Raw genomic sequence first — 18,201 nt, forward strand, 5'->3', positions numbered from 1 at the left:
ACTTATTTGATGTGCCTTCCGCCGTTGACGGTCAGGGTCGTGCCGGTGACATAAGGGTTATCGAGCAGGTAACGCAGGCTCTGGTAGATCACTTCGCTGCCGGGCTCGATGCCCAGCGCGGACTTGGCCAGCGCCTTGGCGCGGTAGGCTGCGTCGTCTTCAGGATTGAACAGTAGCAGGGCCGGCGCAATTGCGTTGACCTTGATGGCGGGCGCGTACTTGGCGGCAAACGACAGGGTCAGGCTCTCCAGGCCGGCCTTGCTGGCGCAGTAGCCAATATGTTTGCTGCTGCCCTTGCGGGTCACGTCATCGCTGATGTGCACGATGTCGGCGGGCGTCGAGCGCTGGAGCAGGTCAGCGCAATGCAGGTTGATCAGGTACGGCGCCAGCATGTGCACATTGAACATGCGGGTGAACGCTGCCGCGTCGGTGTCCGGGGTTTCGGCCAGCCATTCGGAGGCGTTATGCACGATGGCCCGCAGGCTGTCGGTCCGGGTTTTCAGTTCGCCAATGAAATCGACGATGCCTGCTTCGTTGGAGAAGTCGGCGAACAACGCCGTCGCTCCCAGATCCCGGAGCGTCTGCACGCCGGGGCGTTCGCTGCGGTAGCTGAAGATCACGCGATGGCCGTCTTCGAGCAAGCGCTGCGCACAGTGCAGGCCGACACGCTGGCCGGCACCGGTGATCAGGATGGGGGCGGAAGAAGTCATGAACGGCTCGCGTCGCGGTAAGAGCAAAACTATACCAGCGCATCGCAGCGTTCACCTACGCCCTCTGTAGGCGCGAGCATGCTCGCGATGGTGGTCAACGATAACGTTGGCAACCGGACACCCCGAGGTGTTCTGTCGTCCATCGCGAGCATGCTCGCTCCTGCAGGCGGGAGATCAGCGGTTTTGCGGGGTGGGTTCAGGCAATGGCCGCGCTGGCGTACTGTTGAGCCAGGCGGCCAGCAACCGCGTCGACAACGGAATGAAGAAATACACCATCAACGGCGTCAGGCACAGCGTGCTGATCAACACCCGAGGCAGCAGCGCCATCTCGCCGAGCAGTGGCCCCAAGGCAAAGTTGAACAGCAGCGAAACAGGGAAGAACGCCAGCCAGATCGCCACCGCCTGCTTCCAGCGCGGTGGACGCTGGCCGGCCGCGCCGAACCAGCCTTCGATGCCACTGACCCGATGCTCCGTAGGATGGGCGAACAAATCACTGCCCCGCGCCAGCCAGGCAGTGCGCGACGCGGAATGCTCCCAGGCGTGCAGGGTCTGCTCGTCGGCGAAGCGGAAAATGATCTGGAACTCGTTATCGTCGGGCGGCGGAGCGAGCACGCCAGAGCCCAGATAACCGGGGAAGTCGGTGGCCAGTTGTTCGCCTTCGCGCAACCAGGCGATCAGGTCCTGATAGCGCCCATCGGCAACGCGGCGCGCAACCATCAGGGTGACGGGGGAGGTAGACATTTTGTATCTCCAAAAACAAATGCGTCGCTCCGGGTAGGAGGTTCGCCAGGCGCAGCGCCGGGGTGGTGGGCTGCGCCTTGGGACAAGCAAGGATTATTCCTGATTCTGCCAGCGACCTCCATGTCATGCGTCTGCGACATCTGCATTGGGCATCACAATCGGACTCTTGAACGCGTGTGCTGACTGAGCGTTACAATAGTCTCCAAATCACACATGGATGTAGATCGCCCAATGCCTGTCCTGACTGACATCGCCCCCGGTGATTCGAATCTCCTTGCCCTTGAGCGTGAGGAGCTGTTCCCGATTCGAGAGGTGGCGCGCCTGACGGGCGTCAACCCGGTGACCCTGCGCGCCTGGGAGCGGCGCTACGGTTTGATTGTGCCCACGCGCACTGAAAGTGGGCATCGCCTGTATTCCCTGACCGATATCGAGCGCGTTCGCAGCATCCTCGACTGGATCGAGCGCGGCGTAGCGGTCAGCAAGATCGGCAAGATCCTGGCCAAGGCTGAGCCGCTCCAGGCGCTGTCGCACATCATCCCCAACGATCTCGTCCAGGCCGACTATGCACAATGGCAGATGCAGGTTCAGGCCGCGGTCAGTGCGTTTGACGATGTCCGGCTGGACCAGCTCTACGCGCAGATTTTTTCCACCTACACCATGCCGGTGGTGTTCCAGGACATCCTGATCCCGCTGTGGAAACAGCTGCTGCAACGCCAGGATTCATTCGGACGCACCAGTGAGTGGCTGTTCCTCGACAGTTTTCTGCGTTCGCGGGTCTTGCAGCGCTTGATGCTGTTTCGCGACACGCACCCCCGGCGAGTCATCATCAGCGCTTTGGCGGGGCAATGCCGCGAGCTTGAATTGCTGATCGCTTCGCTGTTCCTCAGTTGCGGTCAGACCGGCGTTCGGGTGTTGACCATCGGCCAGCCGTTCGACGAACTGACCCTGGTCTGCGAAAGGATCAAGCCCCAGGCGCTGGTGTTGTTTTCCAACCACGTGCCCGGTCCCGAACTGCCACGACGATTAAATCGATTGGCGATGAGCCTGGATTGTCCAGTGTTGCTGGCGGGTGATGCATCTGATCTGGCGCAGCAAAGCCTGGCGGGATCGTCGATCGGCTGTCTGGGCAATGAAGGCACGCTCATGCGCCAGCGACTGAAACAGTTTCTGGCGGGCAACCTGGATACCTGATTTGCGACGGCAGGGTTTCAGAGGTGCAGGGCAGGGTGGGTCAACCGGTGCTGCTGCAGGATGTACTGGCGCAGGCGTTCGGTTTCATCCGAATCGCTCTGGCTCAGTTGGTAGGCATAGAAGCCTTGCTCGGTCTCTTTTTCCAGGGTGCCGCGCAAGGCAATCCGCTCGTAGCCTGAAGGGCTGAACCACAGCGCAAAATGCTTCGGCGCCTTGGTCTTGTTGCGCACTTCCACCAGCACACCCTTGAACGACACTTCATGCACCCACATCGTGCCCGGCTGCCCCTTGGCGTTTTCCAGTGCCACAGGCTCGTCGAGCACCAGGCGCCATGGCCGCACCAGAGGGCCGTCTTCGTAAATGCTGGGCACGCCCAGGCGTAGATGCAGCGCGTGAAACTCGTCTTCCACCAAATGCAGGGGGAAGGTCATTTGCTGGTTTTCGAAGTTGGCTTGAATGGTGACTTGTTCATGGGCGGCAAGGCGCGTGAGCAAATCACGGATCTGCGAACCACCGTTGACGAGCAGGCTCGACGTCGCGTCCCGCACGTTGAGTTGCGGGTTGTGCTGCATGGTCTGGATAAAATCCAGTTCATCCTGGGTCAGGAGCGCGTCGCGTTGCATGGCTAGCTCGAAAGATATAGTTACAAAGTCATTGGTGATTGTAGTTAATGACAATTAATTCGCTGATTCGTTTGCACCGTTCGTCGCCTTGAGCGCAGCAAGCTCCGCCTGAACTTCAGCCAACTGCGCTTCAAGCTGCGCCACACGCTGCTGAGCCTTGACTTGCACGGTCACGTCTTTCTGCACGCCGATGAAATAAACCTGACCGTCGTTCGGATTTTTCACCGTAGAAATCGACAGCTCGTTCCAGAACGGCGTGCCGTCCTTGCGGTAGTTGCGCAGGACCTCCCGGCATGAACCTTCGCTGTTCAGCGCGTCACGAACCTTCGACAGCGCTTCTTGATCGCGGTCTCCCGATTGCAGGAAGCGGCAATCCTGATAAAGAATTTCTTCGCTGGTGTAACCGGTCAAGCGTTCGAAAGCGGGGTTTACGTAGATCAGGATCTTGTCTTGATCGCCTTCCTTTTCGGCAATCACGATGCCGTCGTTGGAGGCGTTGATAGCCAGCTGCAGCAGCTTTGCGTTGATCATCGGTAAAACCCTTCCCTGTTGGTTGTCTGAGGCATTCTAAAAGAACAAACAGGACCGTGCTGTTAAGATCCGGGTCTTTGACTCAGCTTCAGGATCAAGATTGATGAAAGTCGCCATCATTTCCGGTTCGGTGTACGGCACGGCTGAAGAAGTCGCCCGTCATGCCGCGAGCATTCTCAAGACCGCCGGTTACGAACCCTTCTACAACCCTCGCGCGAGCCTCGCCGACATCCAGGCGTTCGGCCCGCAAGCCTTTTTGGCCGTGACCTCCACCACGGGCATGGGAGAATTGCCGGACAACGTGCAGCCATTGTATTTCGCCATCCGCGACCAGTTGCCGGCAGCCTGGCGCGGTTTACCGGGCGCGGTCATCGCCCTGGGTGATGCGAGTTATGGCGATACCTTCTGCGGCGGCGGCGAATTGATGCGCGAGCTGTTTGGTGAACTGGGCATTCGCGAAGTGCTGCCGATGTTGCGCCTGGACGCCAGCGAAAGCGTGAACCCGGAAGCGGATGCCGAGCCCTGGCTGGCGGAACTGGCTGGCGCGCTGAAAGGCTGATCGACGGCTTCGGGCACCTGCAACGGGTGCTCGTCATGCTTCTGACGGGGCGCCAACAAAGGCGTCCCTAATCTTCTCTGGCGGCAGCCCTTTGACACGGATCCAAACTTACTGGCCGACTGACTCGTTCGGCCATCAAGCTGGCTGCCAATGCAACTACGCGAACCGGGAGGGCTGACTAGACTCGGTAGTCATTGGAAACACTCCATAATAAAAACAGAGGTTCCCTGCCGTGAGCGTAGCCCCCGTCCCATCGCCACACAGTGTCAAAGACCTTGTCAGCCCCGCCGAATGGCAGACCCGCGTCGATCTCGCCGCCTGTTATCGCCTGGTGGCCCAGCATGGCTGGGACGATCTGATCTTCACCCACATCTCCGCCAAGGTGCCTGGCACCGAAGACTTCCTGATCAACCCGTTCGGGCTGATGTTCCACGAGATAACCGCGTCGAGCCTGGTCAAGGTCGATCAAGCGGGCAACAAACTGATGGACAGTCCCTACGAGATCAATCCGGCCGGGTACACCATTCACAGCGCGGTGCATGAAGTGCGTCACGATGTGGTTTGCGTGTTGCACACCCACACCGCGTCCGGGGTGGCGGTGTCGGCGCAGAAGCAGGGCGTGTTGCCAATCAGCCAGCAGTCGCTGTTCGTGCTGTCGAGCCTGGCGTATCACGCCTACGAAGGCGTGGCGCTCAATCACGAAGAGAAGGCCCGGCTGCAGGCCGACCTCGGGGAAAACAATTTCCTGATGCTGCATAACCACGGTCTGCTGACCTGCGGCGGCACCATCGCCGACACCTTCCTGATGATGTTCACCTTCCAGCGCGCCTGCGATATCCAGGTCATGGCCCAGACCGGTGGCGCCGAGTTGATCGCCATCGAGCCGCAGATCCTGGCGGGTGCCAAGGCCATGATCGCCGGCGTCACCAAAAGCGCTCAAGGCATGGGCGGCGCGCTGGCCTGGCCGGCGCTGCTGCGCAAACTCGATCAACTGGACCCGGGGTATAAATACTGATGGCCCTCGCCGAGATTCCCCTGTCGGTCTGGCGCAAGCACGGCCAGACGTTCAACTTCCGTGGCCAGGCCATCCGGTACTGGACGGCGGGGCAGGGTGAGCCGCTGCTGCTCATCCACGGCTTCCCCAGCGCCAGTTGGGACTGGCACTACCTGTGGCAGCCGCTGGCCCAGCGCTATCGGGTGATTGCCTGCGACATGCTTGGGTTTGGCGACTCGGCGAAACCGGTACACCGTGAGTACAGCCTGCTGGAACAGGCCGATCTGCAACAGGCGCTGCTTTCGCACCTCAATGTCGAGCAACCCGTGCACCTGCTGGCCCATGACTATGGCGACAGCGTGGCCCAGGAGCTGCTGGCGCGGCACTACGAATCGCAGATCGATCTCGCCAGTTGTGTATTCCTCAACGGCGGGCTGTTTCCGGAAACCCACCGTCCCGTACTGATGCAAAAATTGCTGCTGGGCCCCCTGGGCTGGATGATCGGCCGCGCGTTCAGTCGCGATGGGCTGGTGAAGAGTTTTCGCCAGATTTTCGGCCCGAAAACCCGTCCCAGCGAAAGCCAGATGGACGATTTCTGGAGCCTGATCGAAACCAATCACGGCCCACGGGTCATGCACAAATTGATCACCTACATCCCCGAACGGCGCGTCCACCGCGATCGTTGGGTTGGCGCGATGCAGCGCGGTGAAGTGCCGTTGCGGGTGATCGATGGCGAAGTCGACCCGGTCTCCGGCGCGCACATGGTGGCGCGCTATCGTGAACTGATCCCCGATGCCGACGCAGTGCTGTTGAACGACATCGGCCACTACCCGCAGATCGAAGCACCGTGCCAGGTGCTCAAACACTACCTGCAGTTTCGCGACCGGTTGGTATCTCCATCGTTGAAGGTGGCGTGTTCCTGATCTGAAGGCCTTCAACGTTGGCAGGCAGGCTTTTGTGGCGAGAGAGCTCGCTCCCGCTGGACTGCGCAGCAGTTCCCGCTTTCAAGGTCCGCTTCGCGTCCCGACGGGAGCAAGCGCCCTCGCCACAGGTACTGTGTGCGCCTTCAGGCTTTCATCATCCCCCAACCTTATCGCACACCATTCAGCCTCCCCCCTGTTCATTGTGACCCGCAGCCCCGTGCCTGAAACTCCGGAGTCATGTCCCTAGGCCTGCTGGAGTCCCTCCCATGAATCAATCTGTGCGCTTCGAAGATAAAGTCGTGATCATCACCGGTGCAGGTGGCGGCCTGGGACGGGCGCACGCACTGCTGTTCGCCAAACAGGGCGCCAAAGTCCTGGTCAACGACCTCGGCGGCTCGGCCCAGGGTGAAGGCGCCAATGCCTCGGCGGCGGATCGCGTGGTCGCAGAAATCCGCGACGCCGGCGGCACCGCCGTGGCCAACCACGACTCGGTCACCGATGGCGACAAGCTTGTCCAACATGCCATGGACACCTTCGGACGCGTCGACGTGGTGGTCAACAACGCCGGCATCCTGCGCGACAAGACCTTCCACAAAATGGAAGACGCCGACTGGGATCTGGTCTACCGCGTCCACGTCGAAGGCGCCTACAAAGTCACCCGCGCCGCCTGGCCGCACATGCGCGAACAAAACTACGGCCGGGTGATCTTCACCGCGTCCACCTCGGGTATCTACGGCAACTTCGGACAGTCCAACTACGGCATGGCCAAACTCGGCCTCTACGGCCTGACCCGTACCCTGGCCATCGAAGGTCGCAAGAACAACATCCTGGTCAACGCCATCGCGCCCACCGGCGGCACCCGCATGACCGAAGGCCTGATCCCGCCGCAAGTGTTCGAACAACTCAAACCGGAACTGGTCAGTCCGCTGGTGGTGTACCTGGCCAGCGAAACCTGCCAGGAAACCTCTGGCCTCTTCGAAGTCGGTGGCGGCTGGATGGGCAAAGTCCGCTGGGAACGCAGCCTCGGCGTCGGCTTCGATCCCCGCGCCGGTTTCTCCCCGGAAGATGTGGCGGCGAATTGGCAGCAGGTCTGTGATTTTGAGGGGGCGGCGCATCCGAAGGACAATATCGAGGCGTTGAAAGAGATGATGGGGAATTTGCAGAAGTACTCGCTATAACCCATTTTCGCCGCGCAGGGCCTGCCTGGGACCTGCCATCCTTCCGATTACCCTCTCTGCGCCCCCGCCCATAAAAAAGGCCGCTGCAAACGCAGCGGCCGAAGCAGACGTTGGATCCAGGAGCTACAAAATCAACGTCGGTGTACACGGGGCGATGACTCGAAATTTTTCAAATCATCTGAAATATGGCGCGGACGGCGAGGTGGGGGGCTGTCGTTGCCGGTGCTTTGGATGTTTCCTGAAAGCCAGGTCAGAGTAAGGCCTGGGCCACGGTCGAAAAATAGCGATTCCTGACATGCACTATTACAGGGCGGGCAACAGTCGAATGGGCTACAGGTTCTGCGTCCATGCGTTCCATTGATGGGGCGCCATTGCGGACGTCCATGCTCCGCGCAAAACCCCGCTCCACAGCCCCGATCATCCTTTAGAGGTACATCACGAATACCTCCTTGGTGCGCTTATCGCCCCCGGCACGCGGCAGTAGGGTGAGGCCTTCTGTCACTCACCGGGGAAGACGCATGACAAAAACAACAATGCGCGCCATCTTCACGCCGCAGGCACTGGCCGTTGCGGTTGCCTTGGGCTGCTGTGCCCAGGCGCAGGCTGTTTCTTTCAACATTGGCGAGATCGAAGGCACGTTCGACTCTTCGCTGTCCGTGGGGGCGAGTTGGGGCATGCGCGATGCCGATGACTCGCTGGTGGGCACCGTCAATGGCGGCAGCGGGCAGGCGTCGACCGGTGATGACGGGCGCTTGAACTTCAAGAAGGGCGAGACCTTCTCGAAGATCTTCAAGGGCATTCACGACCTCGAATTGAAGTACCGCGACACCGGCATGTTTGTCCGTGGCAAGTACTGGTACGACTTCGAGCTCAAGGATGAGGATCGGCCGTTCAAGCCGATCAGCGATCACAATCGCAAGGAGGGCGCCAAGTCCAGCGGCGGGCAAATCCTCGATGCCTTCGTCTATCACAACTACTCCATCGCCGATCTGCCGGGCACGGTGCGCGCCGGTAAGCAGGTGGTCAGTTGGGGGGAGAGCACCTTCATCGGCAACTCGATCAACAGCATCAACCCGGTGGACGTCTCCGCGTTTCGTCGTCCCGGTGCCGAGATCAAGGAAGGTCTGATCCCGGTCAACATGCTGTTCGCTTCCCAAGGCCTGACCGACAAGCTGACCGTCGAAGGTTTCTATCAACTCGAATGGGACCAGACCGTCCTCGACAACTGCGGCACCTTCTTCGGTGTCGACGTGGCGGCCGATGGCTGCACCAAGGGCTACACCGTCGCCAACCCGGCAATCGCACCCTTGCAGCCGATTGCCGCGGCGTTTGGCCAGGGCTTCGAGGTCACCCGCGAGGGGGTGGTGGTGCCGCGCGGCGGTGACCGCGACGCCCGGGATTCAGGGCAGTGGGGCACGGCGTTGCGCTGGCTGGGGGATGACACCGAGTACGGCCTGTACTTCATGAACTACCACAGCCGCACGCCGAATGTCGGTACCACAACGGCGGGGCTCAGCACGCTGGCGAGCATTCCCGGGATCGTCGCCGCCGCCAACCGGATCGCTCCCGGCAGCGGTACGGGCCTGGCACAAAGCGTGATGCTCGGTCGCGGTCAATATTACCTCGAGTACCCGGAAGACATTCGCCTGTATGGCGCGAGTTTCTCCACCACCCTGTCCACCGGCACCGCGTGGTCCGGTGAGATCAGCTATCGCCCTAACTTGCCGGTGCAGATCAACAGCACCGACCTGACCCTGGCGATGCTCAACCCGATCGCCGGCGGCGCGGCATCGCCGATTGCCTCCTCGCCCGGCGCCGACAATAAAGGCTACCGTCGCAAGGAAGTGACACAGGTGCAGAGCACCCTCACGCACTTCATCGACCAGATCGCCGGCGCCGATCGCCTGACCCTGGTGGGCGAAGCGGCAGTGGTGCATGTCGGTGGCCTGGAGGCCCGCAGCAAACTGCGTTACGGCCGCGACTCGGTGTATGGCCAGTACGGTTTCGGCGGCGATACCGACGGCTTCGTGACCTCGACTTCCTGGGGTTACCGCGCCCGGGCGATCCTCGATTACAACAACGTCATCGCCGGCATCAACTTCAAACCCAATCTGTCCTGGTCCCACGACGTCGCCGGTTACGGCCCCAACGGGCTGTTCAACGAAGGCGCCAAGGCCATCAGCGTCGGCGTCGATGCCGACTACCGCAACACCTACACCGCTAGCCTGAGTTACACCGACTTTTTCGGGGGTGACTACAACGTGCTCGAAGACCGCGACTTCGTGGCGTTGAGCTTTGGCGTGAACTTCTGATCTGGCTGAAAAGGATGAATGCGATGCGCAAGACGATTCTGCAACTCGGCACTGCCCTGGCCCTGAGCCTGCTGGCGGTCAACGTGATGGCGGCGGTCTCGCCGGAAGAAGCCAACAAACTGGGCACCAGCCTCACGCCATTGGGGGCCGAGAAGGCCGGTAACGCCGACGGCTCGATTCCAGCCTGGACCGGTGGCATCCCGAAAAACGCCGGCGCGGTGGACAGCAAGGGTTTCCTGGCGGACCCGTTCGCCAACGAAAAACCCCTGTTCATCATCACCGCGGCTAACGTCGACAAGTACAAGGACAAGCTCTCTGACGGGCAGGTCGCGATGTTCAAACGTTACCCCGAGACCTACAAAATTCCGGTCTACCCCACCCATCGCACCGCCGCACTGCCACCGGAAATCTACGAGTCGGCCAAGCGCAGCGCGTTGAATGTCACCCCGGTCAACGACGGTAATGGCCTGGCCAATTTTACCGGCAACCGCTATTACGCCTTCCCGATTCCGAAGAACGGGGTCGAGGTGATCTGGAACCACATCACCCGTTATCACGGCGGCAACCTGCGTCGCACCATCACCCAGGCCACACCGCAATCCAATGGCGACTTCACCGTCATTCGCTTCAAGGACGAGGTGGCTGTGCCCTCGCTGCTGGGGGATCTGAAGCCGGGCAGCGATGACAACGTGCTCAACTATTTCAAACAGGAAGTGACGGCGCCGGCGCGCCTGGCGGGCAACGTGCTGCTGGTGCACGAGACCCTCGATCAGGTGCAGGAACCGCGCAAGGCCTGGATCTACAACGCCGGCCAGCGCCGGGTGCGACGTGCACCGCAAGTGGCCTATGACGGTGTGGGCACTTCGTCCGACGGCCTGCGCACCACCGACAACTTCGACATGTTTTCCGGCGCGCCGGACCGCTACGACTGGAAGCTGATCGGCAAAAAGGAAATGTACATCCCGTACAACAGCTACAAGCTCGACTCGCCTGACCTCAAATACACCGATGTGATCAAGGCCGGCCATATCAATCAGGACCTGACCCGCTATGAATTGCACCGGGTGTGGGAAGTGGTGGCCACGGTCAAGCCCAACGAGCGCCACGTGTACGCCAAGCGCCACATGTACATCGACGAAGACACCTGGCAAGTAGCGCTGGCCGATCACTACGACGGTCGCGGCCAGTTGTGGCGGGTGGCCGAAGGGCATGCGCAGTTCTACTACGATCACCAGGTGCCGGCCTACACCGTCGAAGCGTTGTATGACCTGATTGCCGGTCGCTACATCGCCCTGGGAATGAAGAACGAAGAGAAGCGCAGCTTCGAATTCAACATCGAGGCAAAAGCCGGGGACTACACGCCAGCAGCGCTGCGGAGCACAGGTGTGAGGTAGTTTTCCTACAGCCTCTTACACAAAAAGGTGACTTTACGGTCACCTTTTTTATGGCTGCAAATCAGCCTGCTGAATACTTCTTCAACAAGCGCTTTGGAGGGGGCTAGGGTGGCGCCACAACTATAAAAAGGCGCACCACTATGACTGCCATGACGACGTGTCTGGACCGTCCTGGATTTCTGCCTCGCTTGCCTTCCCATCACCTGTCCCGCGAGCGGTTGGCCGAACCGTTGCTGGCTTCCAGGGCTCGGGTCAAATTGCTCTGCGCACCGGCCGGCAGTGGCAAAAGTGCGTTGTTGACCGAGTGCCTGCTGCGCGCGCCGGCCGAGTGTGCGGTGCATTGGTTGCCGTTGTCGGGAGAGTCGCCAACTGTTGCCGATTTTCTGCAACGGCTGGCGCAAATACTGGGGGGCGCCGGCGCCGATGAGCCGGCAGTGCAGGAGCACCTGGCCCGGGTGCAAACGCCGACCTGGCTGTTCATCGATGATTACTGCCGTATCGCTCACCCCGAGCTCGACCGACTGCTCGACCGATTACTGACCATCAGCAATCCGGCGTTGAGCTGGTGGCTGAGTTCGCGCCGACGACCAACCTGCAACTGGCCGCGGTTATTGCTCGATGATGAGTTGTACGAGTGCGACGGTGCGGCGCTGGCGCTTGATGAGAGCGAAGTGGAGCAGTTGCTCAGCCATCTCGAACCCTCGCGGGCCGGCAGCGTAGCCAGGAGAATCGTCCAGCGCAGCGGTGGATGGTGCGCCGGTGTGCGCATTGCTTTGCTTGACGGTTGTCAGTGGGCCGCAGGACAGGACAGGCCCGGACGTTCGGCGATGCTGCTCGATTATTTGCAGCATGAGTTGTTCAACACCTTGTCGGCGGAACTGGTGGAAGCCTGGCAGGTACTGGCTCACTTGCCGCGTTTCAATGCCGGCCTGTGCGAACACCTGTTCGGCGCAGGGGAGGGCGCGCAGTGGTTGCAGACCTTGCAAGACATGGGGTGTTTCATCGAGCCCTGGGATGATTCCAGCGACTGGTTGCGCGTCTTTGTGCCGCTGGCCCGGGCCATGCGCGAAGCACAAGGCGCGGCCGGGCGCTCCTGGCATCGGCGCGCGTGCCAATGGTTCTGCGCCGAGGAAGACTGGCAGGGCGCGTTCGAACAGGCACTGCTGGCAGAGGAGTACGAGGTGGCAGTCAGCCTGTTGCAGCACTTCAACTTCGAGCATCTGTTCCAGCGGGAAAACGTGCGTCTGTTACTGAATCTGCATGAGCGTCAGGGCCAGGAGCTGACACTGATTTCGCCACAGCTGGTGGGGCTGATTACCGGGGCGCTGCTGTTTGCCGGTCGGTTCGATCAGGCGGCATTGTGCATCGAGCAACTGGCACGCTTCGCTCCGCAACCGACGGCGGCCTTGCAGCGGCAGTTGCTCGCACGCTGGCAGGCGCAACAAGGCTGGCTGCTGCATTTACAGGGGCGCATGGCGGCGGCTCGCGAGCACTTTGTCGAGGCGTTGGCCGAGTTAAGCGCCGAGGCCTGGCCGGCGCGTTTGTTGTGCCTGTCGGGGCTGACCCAGCAGGCACTGCTCAGCGCCGAACTGGATGGCGCGCAGGCGTTGAACCGCGAGGCGCTGTGCCTGGCCCGGGCGCAAGGTTCGCTGCTGTTCGAAGGCTTGCTCGAACTCGATCATGCTCAGTTGCTGGAGCAGCGCGGTGCTGCCCGACGCGCCGAAAGCCTGTTGGCCGATGTGCATGAGCGGTTGAGCCGCCAAGCCGATCGACCGACACCGTTGCTGGGGCGCATTGCCCTGCGCCGCGGGAGGCTGGCGCTGTGTCAGGGGCAGGACGAAATGGCTGCCGAGCGCTTTCACAGTGGTCTGCAGGATTGTTTATACAGTCAGGACAAGCGGGCGTTGTACGGGTTTCTCGGGCAAGCCCAGGTGGCGGCGAATCAACGGGATTACGCACGGGCGTTCGACCGTCTGCGTGATGCTGAACGATTGATGCAGCAACGGCAGATTCCCGACACGGTGTATCGCGGTGTGTTACTGCAAATCAGCAGTCATTTCTGGTTGCAGCAGGGGCGGCCGCAACTGGCCCATGAAGCGCTGACGCGCGTACTGCGCCACTATCGCGGGCCCCATGCGCGACAGGCGCCGCCGGCGACGGTGGGGTTGATCGCCCGGGTCGAATACTTGCTGGTGCTCGCCGAGACTCAACTGCACCTGACGCAGCAACCGCTCACGCGGCTCAGGGTGTTGCTCGCACACGCGCAACGCCAGGGAATGCTGGCGCTGGAGGCTGAATTGCAACTGGCGATCTGCGAAGTGGCGGACCTGATCGGTGAGCCGGCATTGGCCAAGTCGGCGTTGCAGGCGGGGCTGGAACTGGTGAGGCGTTGCCATCTGCAGCAGGCCTTGAGCGAACTGCGGCTGCGTCAACCGGCATTGCTCGCACGCCTGGGTGTGGACGACGACCCTGAGGTGTCAACCGATGCCAGCCCGTTGAGCGGGCGGGAGTTGGAGGTACTGGGCCTGATCGCCCAGGGCAACTCCAATCAGCAGATCGCCGAGCAGTTGTTCATCTCATTGCACACGGTCAAGACCCATGCGCGGCGTATTCACAGCAAATTGGGCGTGGAGCGTCGCACGCAAGCGGTGGCGATGGCGAAGAAACTGGGTCTGATCGCCCAGGGTTAGATAGAGCAAGCGATGACCACTCTGTGGTGAGGGGATAAATCCCTCACCACAATGTAGCCATCAGGCAAGGGGCGCTTTGTCGGGCTCAAAACCCATCCGCCAGCTCACCGCACGACTGGCCGTCAGCAAGCGTTTCGCCGCAGGGCCGTCTTCGTCGGCATGAAACAGCGACGTCGGCCCCACCACCGTCAACACCGCCACGACATTGCCCATCGCGTTGAACACCGGTGCCGACAGGGCATCCACACCCGGCATCAGCAAGCCATGCACGTGGTGCAGGCCGCGTCCGCGAATCTGCTCGCACATCGTGGCATAGGCCTGATCGTCCGCCAGCGCGTGGGCACTGTGGGCCTGCAATTCCTGCTCACGCAGCTCCACGGTTTCGCGCCTGGGCAAATAAGCGCCAAACACCAACCCCGTCGAAGAACTGAGCAATGGCAATACCGAGCCCAACTGCGTCACCACCGTGACCGCCCGCACCGCCGGCTCGATGCGGACCACAGTCGCACCCTGGTTGCCCCACACCGCCAGGAAGCAGGTTTCGTTCAAGTCGTCGCGCAGTTCGGCCAGTGGCAGGGCGGCGACTTTCAGCACGTCCATACTGTTAAGTGCTGCCAGCCCCACGCGCAGGGCTTCGCGGCCCAGGCCGTAATGGTTGGTCGCCGGATTCTGCTCGGCAAAGCCACTGGCGATCAGCGCCTGCAAATAGCGATGCACCTTGCTTGCCGGCATCTGCACGTGTTCGGCCAGGCGCGAGAGTGAGGTCGAAGGCGACAGCTCGGCCAGCGCCTTGAGGATGTCGGTGCCCACCTCGGCGGAGCGGACTTTCTGTTTACCGTTGCTGTCGCTGGCGGGCTTTTCCATGGTGGCGATGAGGGTTCCGAGGATGAATGGGCGTCTTTATAGCTTGACGGTCATTGCCAATCAAATTACGTTATTCGTAATTGAATTACGATAAAAACAATTTTGGCGGGCCTACACCTCTTCTCCAGAGCGATGGCCACGACCTGTTCTGTGTTCAGGAGGTTTCATGAACCTTGATTCAACGTCGCCAGCGCTGGCCTATCAGTCGGGCTTCGGCAACGAATTCAGCAGCGAAGCGTTGCCCGGCGCCCTGCCGGTCGGCCAGAACTCCCCGCAAAAAGCCCCGTATGGCCTCTACACCGAGCTGTTTTCCGGCACCGCCTTCACCATGGCGCGCAGCGAAGCGCGGCGGACCTGGATGTACCGTATCCAGCCTTCGGCCAATCACCCGGCGTTCGTCAAACTGGAACGGCAACTGGCCGGCGGACCCTTGGGTGAAGTGACCCCCAATCGTCTGCGCTGGAATGCGTTGGACATGCCTTCCGAGCCGACGGATTTCGTTGATGGCCTGGTCAGCATGGCTGCCAACTGCGCGGCGGATAAACCGGCCGGCATCAGCATCTACCAGTACCGCGCCAACCAGTCGATGGAACGGGTGTTCTTCAATGCCGACGGCGAAATGTTGCTGGTGCCGCAAATGGGCCGCCTGCGCATCGCCACTGAACTCGGCGTGCTGGAACTGGCACCGCTGGAAATCGCCGTGCTGCCACGGGGCCTGAAATTCCGCATTGAATTGCTCGATGCGCAGGCCCGGGGCTACATCGCCGAGAACCACGGCGCACCGCTGCGCCTGCCGGACCTGGGGCCGATCGGCAGCAATGGCCTGGCCAATCCGCGGCACTTCCTGACCCCGGTGGCGCACTACGAACACCTCACGCAACCGACCACCCTGGTGCAGAAATTCCTCGGCCAGTTGTGGGGCACCGAACTCGATCACTCGCCCCTCAACGTTGTGGCCTGGCACGGCAACAACGTGCCGTATAAATATGACCTGCGCCTGTTCAACACCATCGGCACTGTCAGCTTCGATCATCCGGACCCGTCGATCTTTACCGTCCTGACCTCGCCGACCAGCGTCCATGGCCTGGCCAACCTCGATTTCGTGATCTTCCCGCCACGCTGGATGGTCGCCGAGAACACCTTCCGGCCGCCGTGGTTCCACCGCAACCTGATGAACGAATTCATGGGCCTGATCCAGGGCGAGTACGACGCCAAGGCCGAAGGTTTCGTCCCCGGCGGCGCCTCGCTGCACAGCTGCATGAGCGCCCACGGCCCGGATGGCGAGACCTGCACCAAGGCGATCAACGCCGAGCTCAAGCCTGGGAAAATCGACAACACCATGGCCTTCATGTTCGAGACCAGCCAAGTGCTGCGCCCGAGCCGGTTCGCCCTCGAATGCCCACAACTGCAACCCAATTACGACGCCTGCTGGGCCACGCTGCCCGCGACTTTCGACCCGACCCGGAGATAACCCATGACGCAGACTTCCATCACTCGCAGCTGGGTTGCTTCGGCCAACGACCATGCCGATTTCCCGCTGCAGAACCTGCCGCTGGGGGTGTTCAGCATCAACGGTTCGGCGCCTCGCAGCGGCGTGGCCATCGGCGAACATATTTTCGATCTGCAGGCTGCGCTCGACGCCGGGCTGTTCGAAGGCGCGGCGAAAACCGCGGTCCAGGCCACCCGTGACGGCCAGCTCAATGCCTTCTTCGAACTGGGCCGTGAGGCACGTGTCGCGCTGCGCGAACGCTTGATCGAATTGCTCAAAGAGGGCAGCACCCTGCACGGCAAGATCGAAGCCCAGGGCAAAAAACTGCTGCCTCTGGCGGCTGATTGCCAGATGCATCTGCCCGCGAAAATCAACGACTACACCGACTTCTACGTCGGCATCGAACACGCGCAGAACGTCGGCAAACTGTTTCGTCCCGACAACCCCTTGCTGCCGAACTACAAGTACGTGCCGATCGGCTACCACGGCCGCGCCTCGACCATTCGCCCATCAGGCACCGACGTGCGCCGCCCCAAGGGGCAGACCTTGCCGGCCGGCCAGAGCGAACCGACTTTCGGCCCCTGCGCGCGCCTGGACTACGAACTGGAACTGGGCATCTGGATCGGCCAGGGCAACGAGATGGGCGACTCGATTGCCATCGGTGATGCCGCCGATCACATCGCCGGTTTCTGTCTGCTCAACGACTGGTCCGCACGAGACATCCAGGCCTGGGAATACCAGCCGCTGGGGCCGTTCCTGTCGAAAAGCTTCATCACCAGCATTTCGCCCTGGGTGGTGACGGCCGAGGCACTGGCGCCGTTCCGTCGTGCCCAGGCTGCGCGCCCGGAAGGTGATCCGCAGCCGCTGCCGTACCTGTTCGATCAGCGCGATCAGGCCGAGGGTGGCTTCGACATCGAACTGGAGGTGCTGCTGCTGACCGAAGCCATGCGCGAACAGAACCTGCCAGCCCATCGCCTGACGTTGAGCAACGCCCAATACATGTACTGGACCGTGGCGCAAATGGTCGCGCACCACAGTGTCAACGGCTGCCAGTTGCAGGCCGGTGACCTGTTCGGGTCGGGCACTCTGTCGGGGCCGCAAAGCGGTCAGTTCGGCAGCCTGCTGGAAATCACCGAGGGCGGGAAGAAGCCGATCGAACTGGCCTCGGGCGAGGTGCGCAAGTTCCTCGAAGACGGCGACGAGATCATCCTGCGGGGCCGTTGCAGCCGCGAGGGTTTTGCCTCCATCGGTTTCGGTGAATGCCGCGGTAAAGTGTTGGCGGCGCGCTAAGGGGAGCGGAGCATGGAACTCTATACCTACTACCGGTCGACCTCGTCGTACCGGGTACGCATCGCATTGGCGTTGAAGGGGCTGGATTACCAGGCGTTGCCGGTCAACCTGATCGCGCCGGCCGGTGGCGAACATCGCCAGCCGGCCTACCTGGGCATCAACCCGCAAGGTCGCGTGCCGGCCTTGCGCACCGATGAAGGTGACCTGTTGATCCAGTCACCGGCGATCATCGAGTACCTGGAGGAACGTTATCCACAGGTGCCGCTGCTGTCCAAAGACTTCGCCGCCCGCGCCCATGAGCGTGGCGTCGCGGCGCTGATCGGCTGCGATGTGCACCCGCTGCACAACGTCAGCGTGCTCAATCGGCTGCGGCAGTTGGGGCATGACGAGCCGCAGGTGGTCCAGTGGATCGGTCACTGGATCAGCCAAGGGCTGGCGGCAGTGGAGCAGTTGATTGGCGACCAAGGGTTTTGCTTTGGCAATGAGCCGGGCCTGGCGGACGTGTACCTGATCCCTCAGTTGTACGCCGCCGAACGCTTCAACATTTCCCTTGAAGCCTACCCACGAATCTGCCGAGTGGCTGAGCTGGCGGCCAACCACCCGGCATTCATCAAGGCGCACCCGGCCAACCAGCCGGACACCCCTTAAAGCATCACCGCAACCCCCCTGTGGGAGCGGGCTTGCTCGCGAAGGCGGCAGCACATCCAGCCGC

16 protein-coding genes are annotated in these 18,201 nt (G+C 61.6%); 11 read left to right on the forward strand and 5 right to left on the reverse strand.

Annotated elements, in window-relative coordinates; translation table 11 throughout:
* Positions 1–2: 2 nt before the first annotated feature.
* On the reverse strand, positions 3–710 hold the full coding sequence (folM, locus tag B0W55_RS07195; protein ID WP_077045317.1) for a dihydromonapterin reductase: 708 nt from the start codon (positions 708–710) through the stop codon (positions 3–5).
* 174 nt (positions 711–884) lie between these two features.
* The gene (locus tag B0W55_RS07200; RefSeq protein WP_077045318.1) at positions 885–1,451 is read right to left on the reverse strand and encodes an antibiotic biosynthesis monooxygenase; all 567 of its coding nucleotides are present in this window, start codon (positions 1,449–1,451) and stop codon (positions 885–887) included.
* A 231-nt stretch (positions 1,452–1,682) separates the two neighbouring features.
* Between B0W55_RS07200 and B0W55_RS07205 the strand changes: the two genes are divergently transcribed.
* On the forward strand, positions 1,683–2,642 hold the full coding sequence (locus B0W55_RS07205) for a MerR family transcriptional regulator (protein WP_077045319.1): 960 nt from the start codon (positions 1,683–1,685) through the stop codon (positions 2,640–2,642).
* A gap of 17 nt (positions 2,643–2,659) precedes the next feature.
* On the opposite strand, the gene B0W55_RS07210 is transcribed toward B0W55_RS07205, so the two are convergent.
* Complete coding sequence (locus B0W55_RS07210) at positions 2,660–3,265, reverse strand: hypothetical protein (protein ID WP_077045320.1); 606 nt, start codon at positions 3,263–3,265, stop codon at positions 2,660–2,662.
* A 54-nt stretch (positions 3,266–3,319) separates the two neighbouring features.
* The gene (locus B0W55_RS07215; protein ID WP_077045321.1) at positions 3,320–3,796 is read right to left on the reverse strand and encodes a PAS domain-containing protein; all 477 of its coding nucleotides are present in this window, start codon (positions 3,794–3,796) and stop codon (positions 3,320–3,322) included.
* A 103-nt stretch (positions 3,797–3,899) separates the two neighbouring features.
* Here B0W55_RS07215 and B0W55_RS07220 point away from each other — a divergent pair, with 103 nt between their 5' ends.
* From B0W55_RS07220 to B0W55_RS07250, 7 genes are all read left to right on the forward strand, one after another.
* Positions 3,900–4,355 carry a flavodoxin gene (locus B0W55_RS07220; protein WP_077045322.1) on the forward strand — a complete coding sequence of 152 codons (456 nt, stop codon included), beginning with the start codon at positions 3,900–3,902 and terminating at the stop codon, positions 4,353–4,355.
* 232 nt (positions 4,356–4,587) lie between these two features.
* Complete coding sequence (locus tag B0W55_RS07225) at positions 4,588–5,370, forward strand: class II aldolase/adducin family protein (protein WP_077045323.1); 783 nt, start codon at positions 4,588–4,590, stop codon at positions 5,368–5,370.
* Positions 5,370–6,272 (forward strand): alpha/beta fold hydrolase, encoded by a 903-nt coding sequence (locus tag B0W55_RS07230; RefSeq protein WP_077045324.1) that lies wholly within the window; start codon positions 5,370–5,372, stop codon positions 6,270–6,272. Before B0W55_RS07225 ends, B0W55_RS07230 begins: the two co-directional genes overlap by 1 nt.
* Before the next feature lie 266 nt (positions 6,273–6,538).
* A complete protein-coding gene (locus B0W55_RS07235) occupies positions 6,539–7,450 on the forward strand; it encodes an SDR family oxidoreductase (protein WP_077045325.1) in 912 nt (303 codons plus the stop codon).
* Between the two features lie 518 nt (positions 7,451–7,968).
* On the forward strand, positions 7,969–9,762 hold the full coding sequence (locus B0W55_RS07240) for a DUF1302 domain-containing protein (RefSeq protein WP_077045326.1): 1,794 nt from the start codon (positions 7,969–7,971) through the stop codon (positions 9,760–9,762).
* 23 nt (positions 9,763–9,785) lie between these two features.
* Positions 9,786–11,156 (forward strand): DUF1329 domain-containing protein, encoded by a 1,371-nt coding sequence (locus B0W55_RS07245; protein ID WP_077045327.1) that lies wholly within the window; start codon positions 9,786–9,788, stop codon positions 11,154–11,156.
* A 140-nt stretch (positions 11,157–11,296) separates the two neighbouring features.
* The gene (locus tag B0W55_RS07250; RefSeq protein WP_077045328.1) at positions 11,297–13,846 is read left to right on the forward strand and encodes a LuxR C-terminal-related transcriptional regulator; all 2,550 of its coding nucleotides are present in this window, start codon (positions 11,297–11,299) and stop codon (positions 13,844–13,846) included.
* A gap of 60 nt (positions 13,847–13,906) precedes the next feature.
* Here the strand turns inward: B0W55_RS07250 and B0W55_RS07255 are convergent, their stop codons facing one another.
* A complete protein-coding gene (locus B0W55_RS07255; protein ID WP_077045329.1) occupies positions 13,907–14,710 on the reverse strand; it encodes an IclR family transcriptional regulator in 804 nt (267 codons plus the stop codon).
* Positions 14,711–14,876: 166 nt separating this feature from the next.
* Between B0W55_RS07255 and hmgA the strand changes: the two genes are divergently transcribed.
* The 3 genes from hmgA to maiA are packed head-to-tail and all read left to right on the forward strand — an operon-like array spanning position 14,877 to position 18,137.
* On the forward strand, positions 14,877–16,181 hold the full coding sequence (gene hmgA, locus B0W55_RS07260; protein ID WP_077045330.1) for a homogentisate 1,2-dioxygenase: 1,305 nt from the start codon (positions 14,877–14,879) through the stop codon (positions 16,179–16,181).
* Between the two features lie 3 nt (positions 16,182–16,184).
* Positions 16,185–17,489, forward strand: coding sequence for a fumarylacetoacetase (fahA, locus tag B0W55_RS07265; RefSeq protein ID WP_077045331.1), 1,305 nt, complete (start codon positions 16,185–16,187; stop codon positions 17,487–17,489).
* A gap of 12 nt (positions 17,490–17,501) precedes the next feature.
* Positions 17,502–18,137 (forward strand): maleylacetoacetate isomerase, encoded by a 636-nt coding sequence (gene maiA / locus B0W55_RS07270; RefSeq protein ID WP_077045332.1) that lies wholly within the window; start codon positions 17,502–17,504, stop codon positions 18,135–18,137.
* Positions 18,138–18,201 lie beyond the last annotated feature (64 nt).

It is taken from the genome of Pseudomonas sp. KK4, assembly GCF_001984065.1.
Lineage (GTDB): Bacteria > Pseudomonadota > Gammaproteobacteria > Pseudomonadales > Pseudomonadaceae > Aquipseudomonas.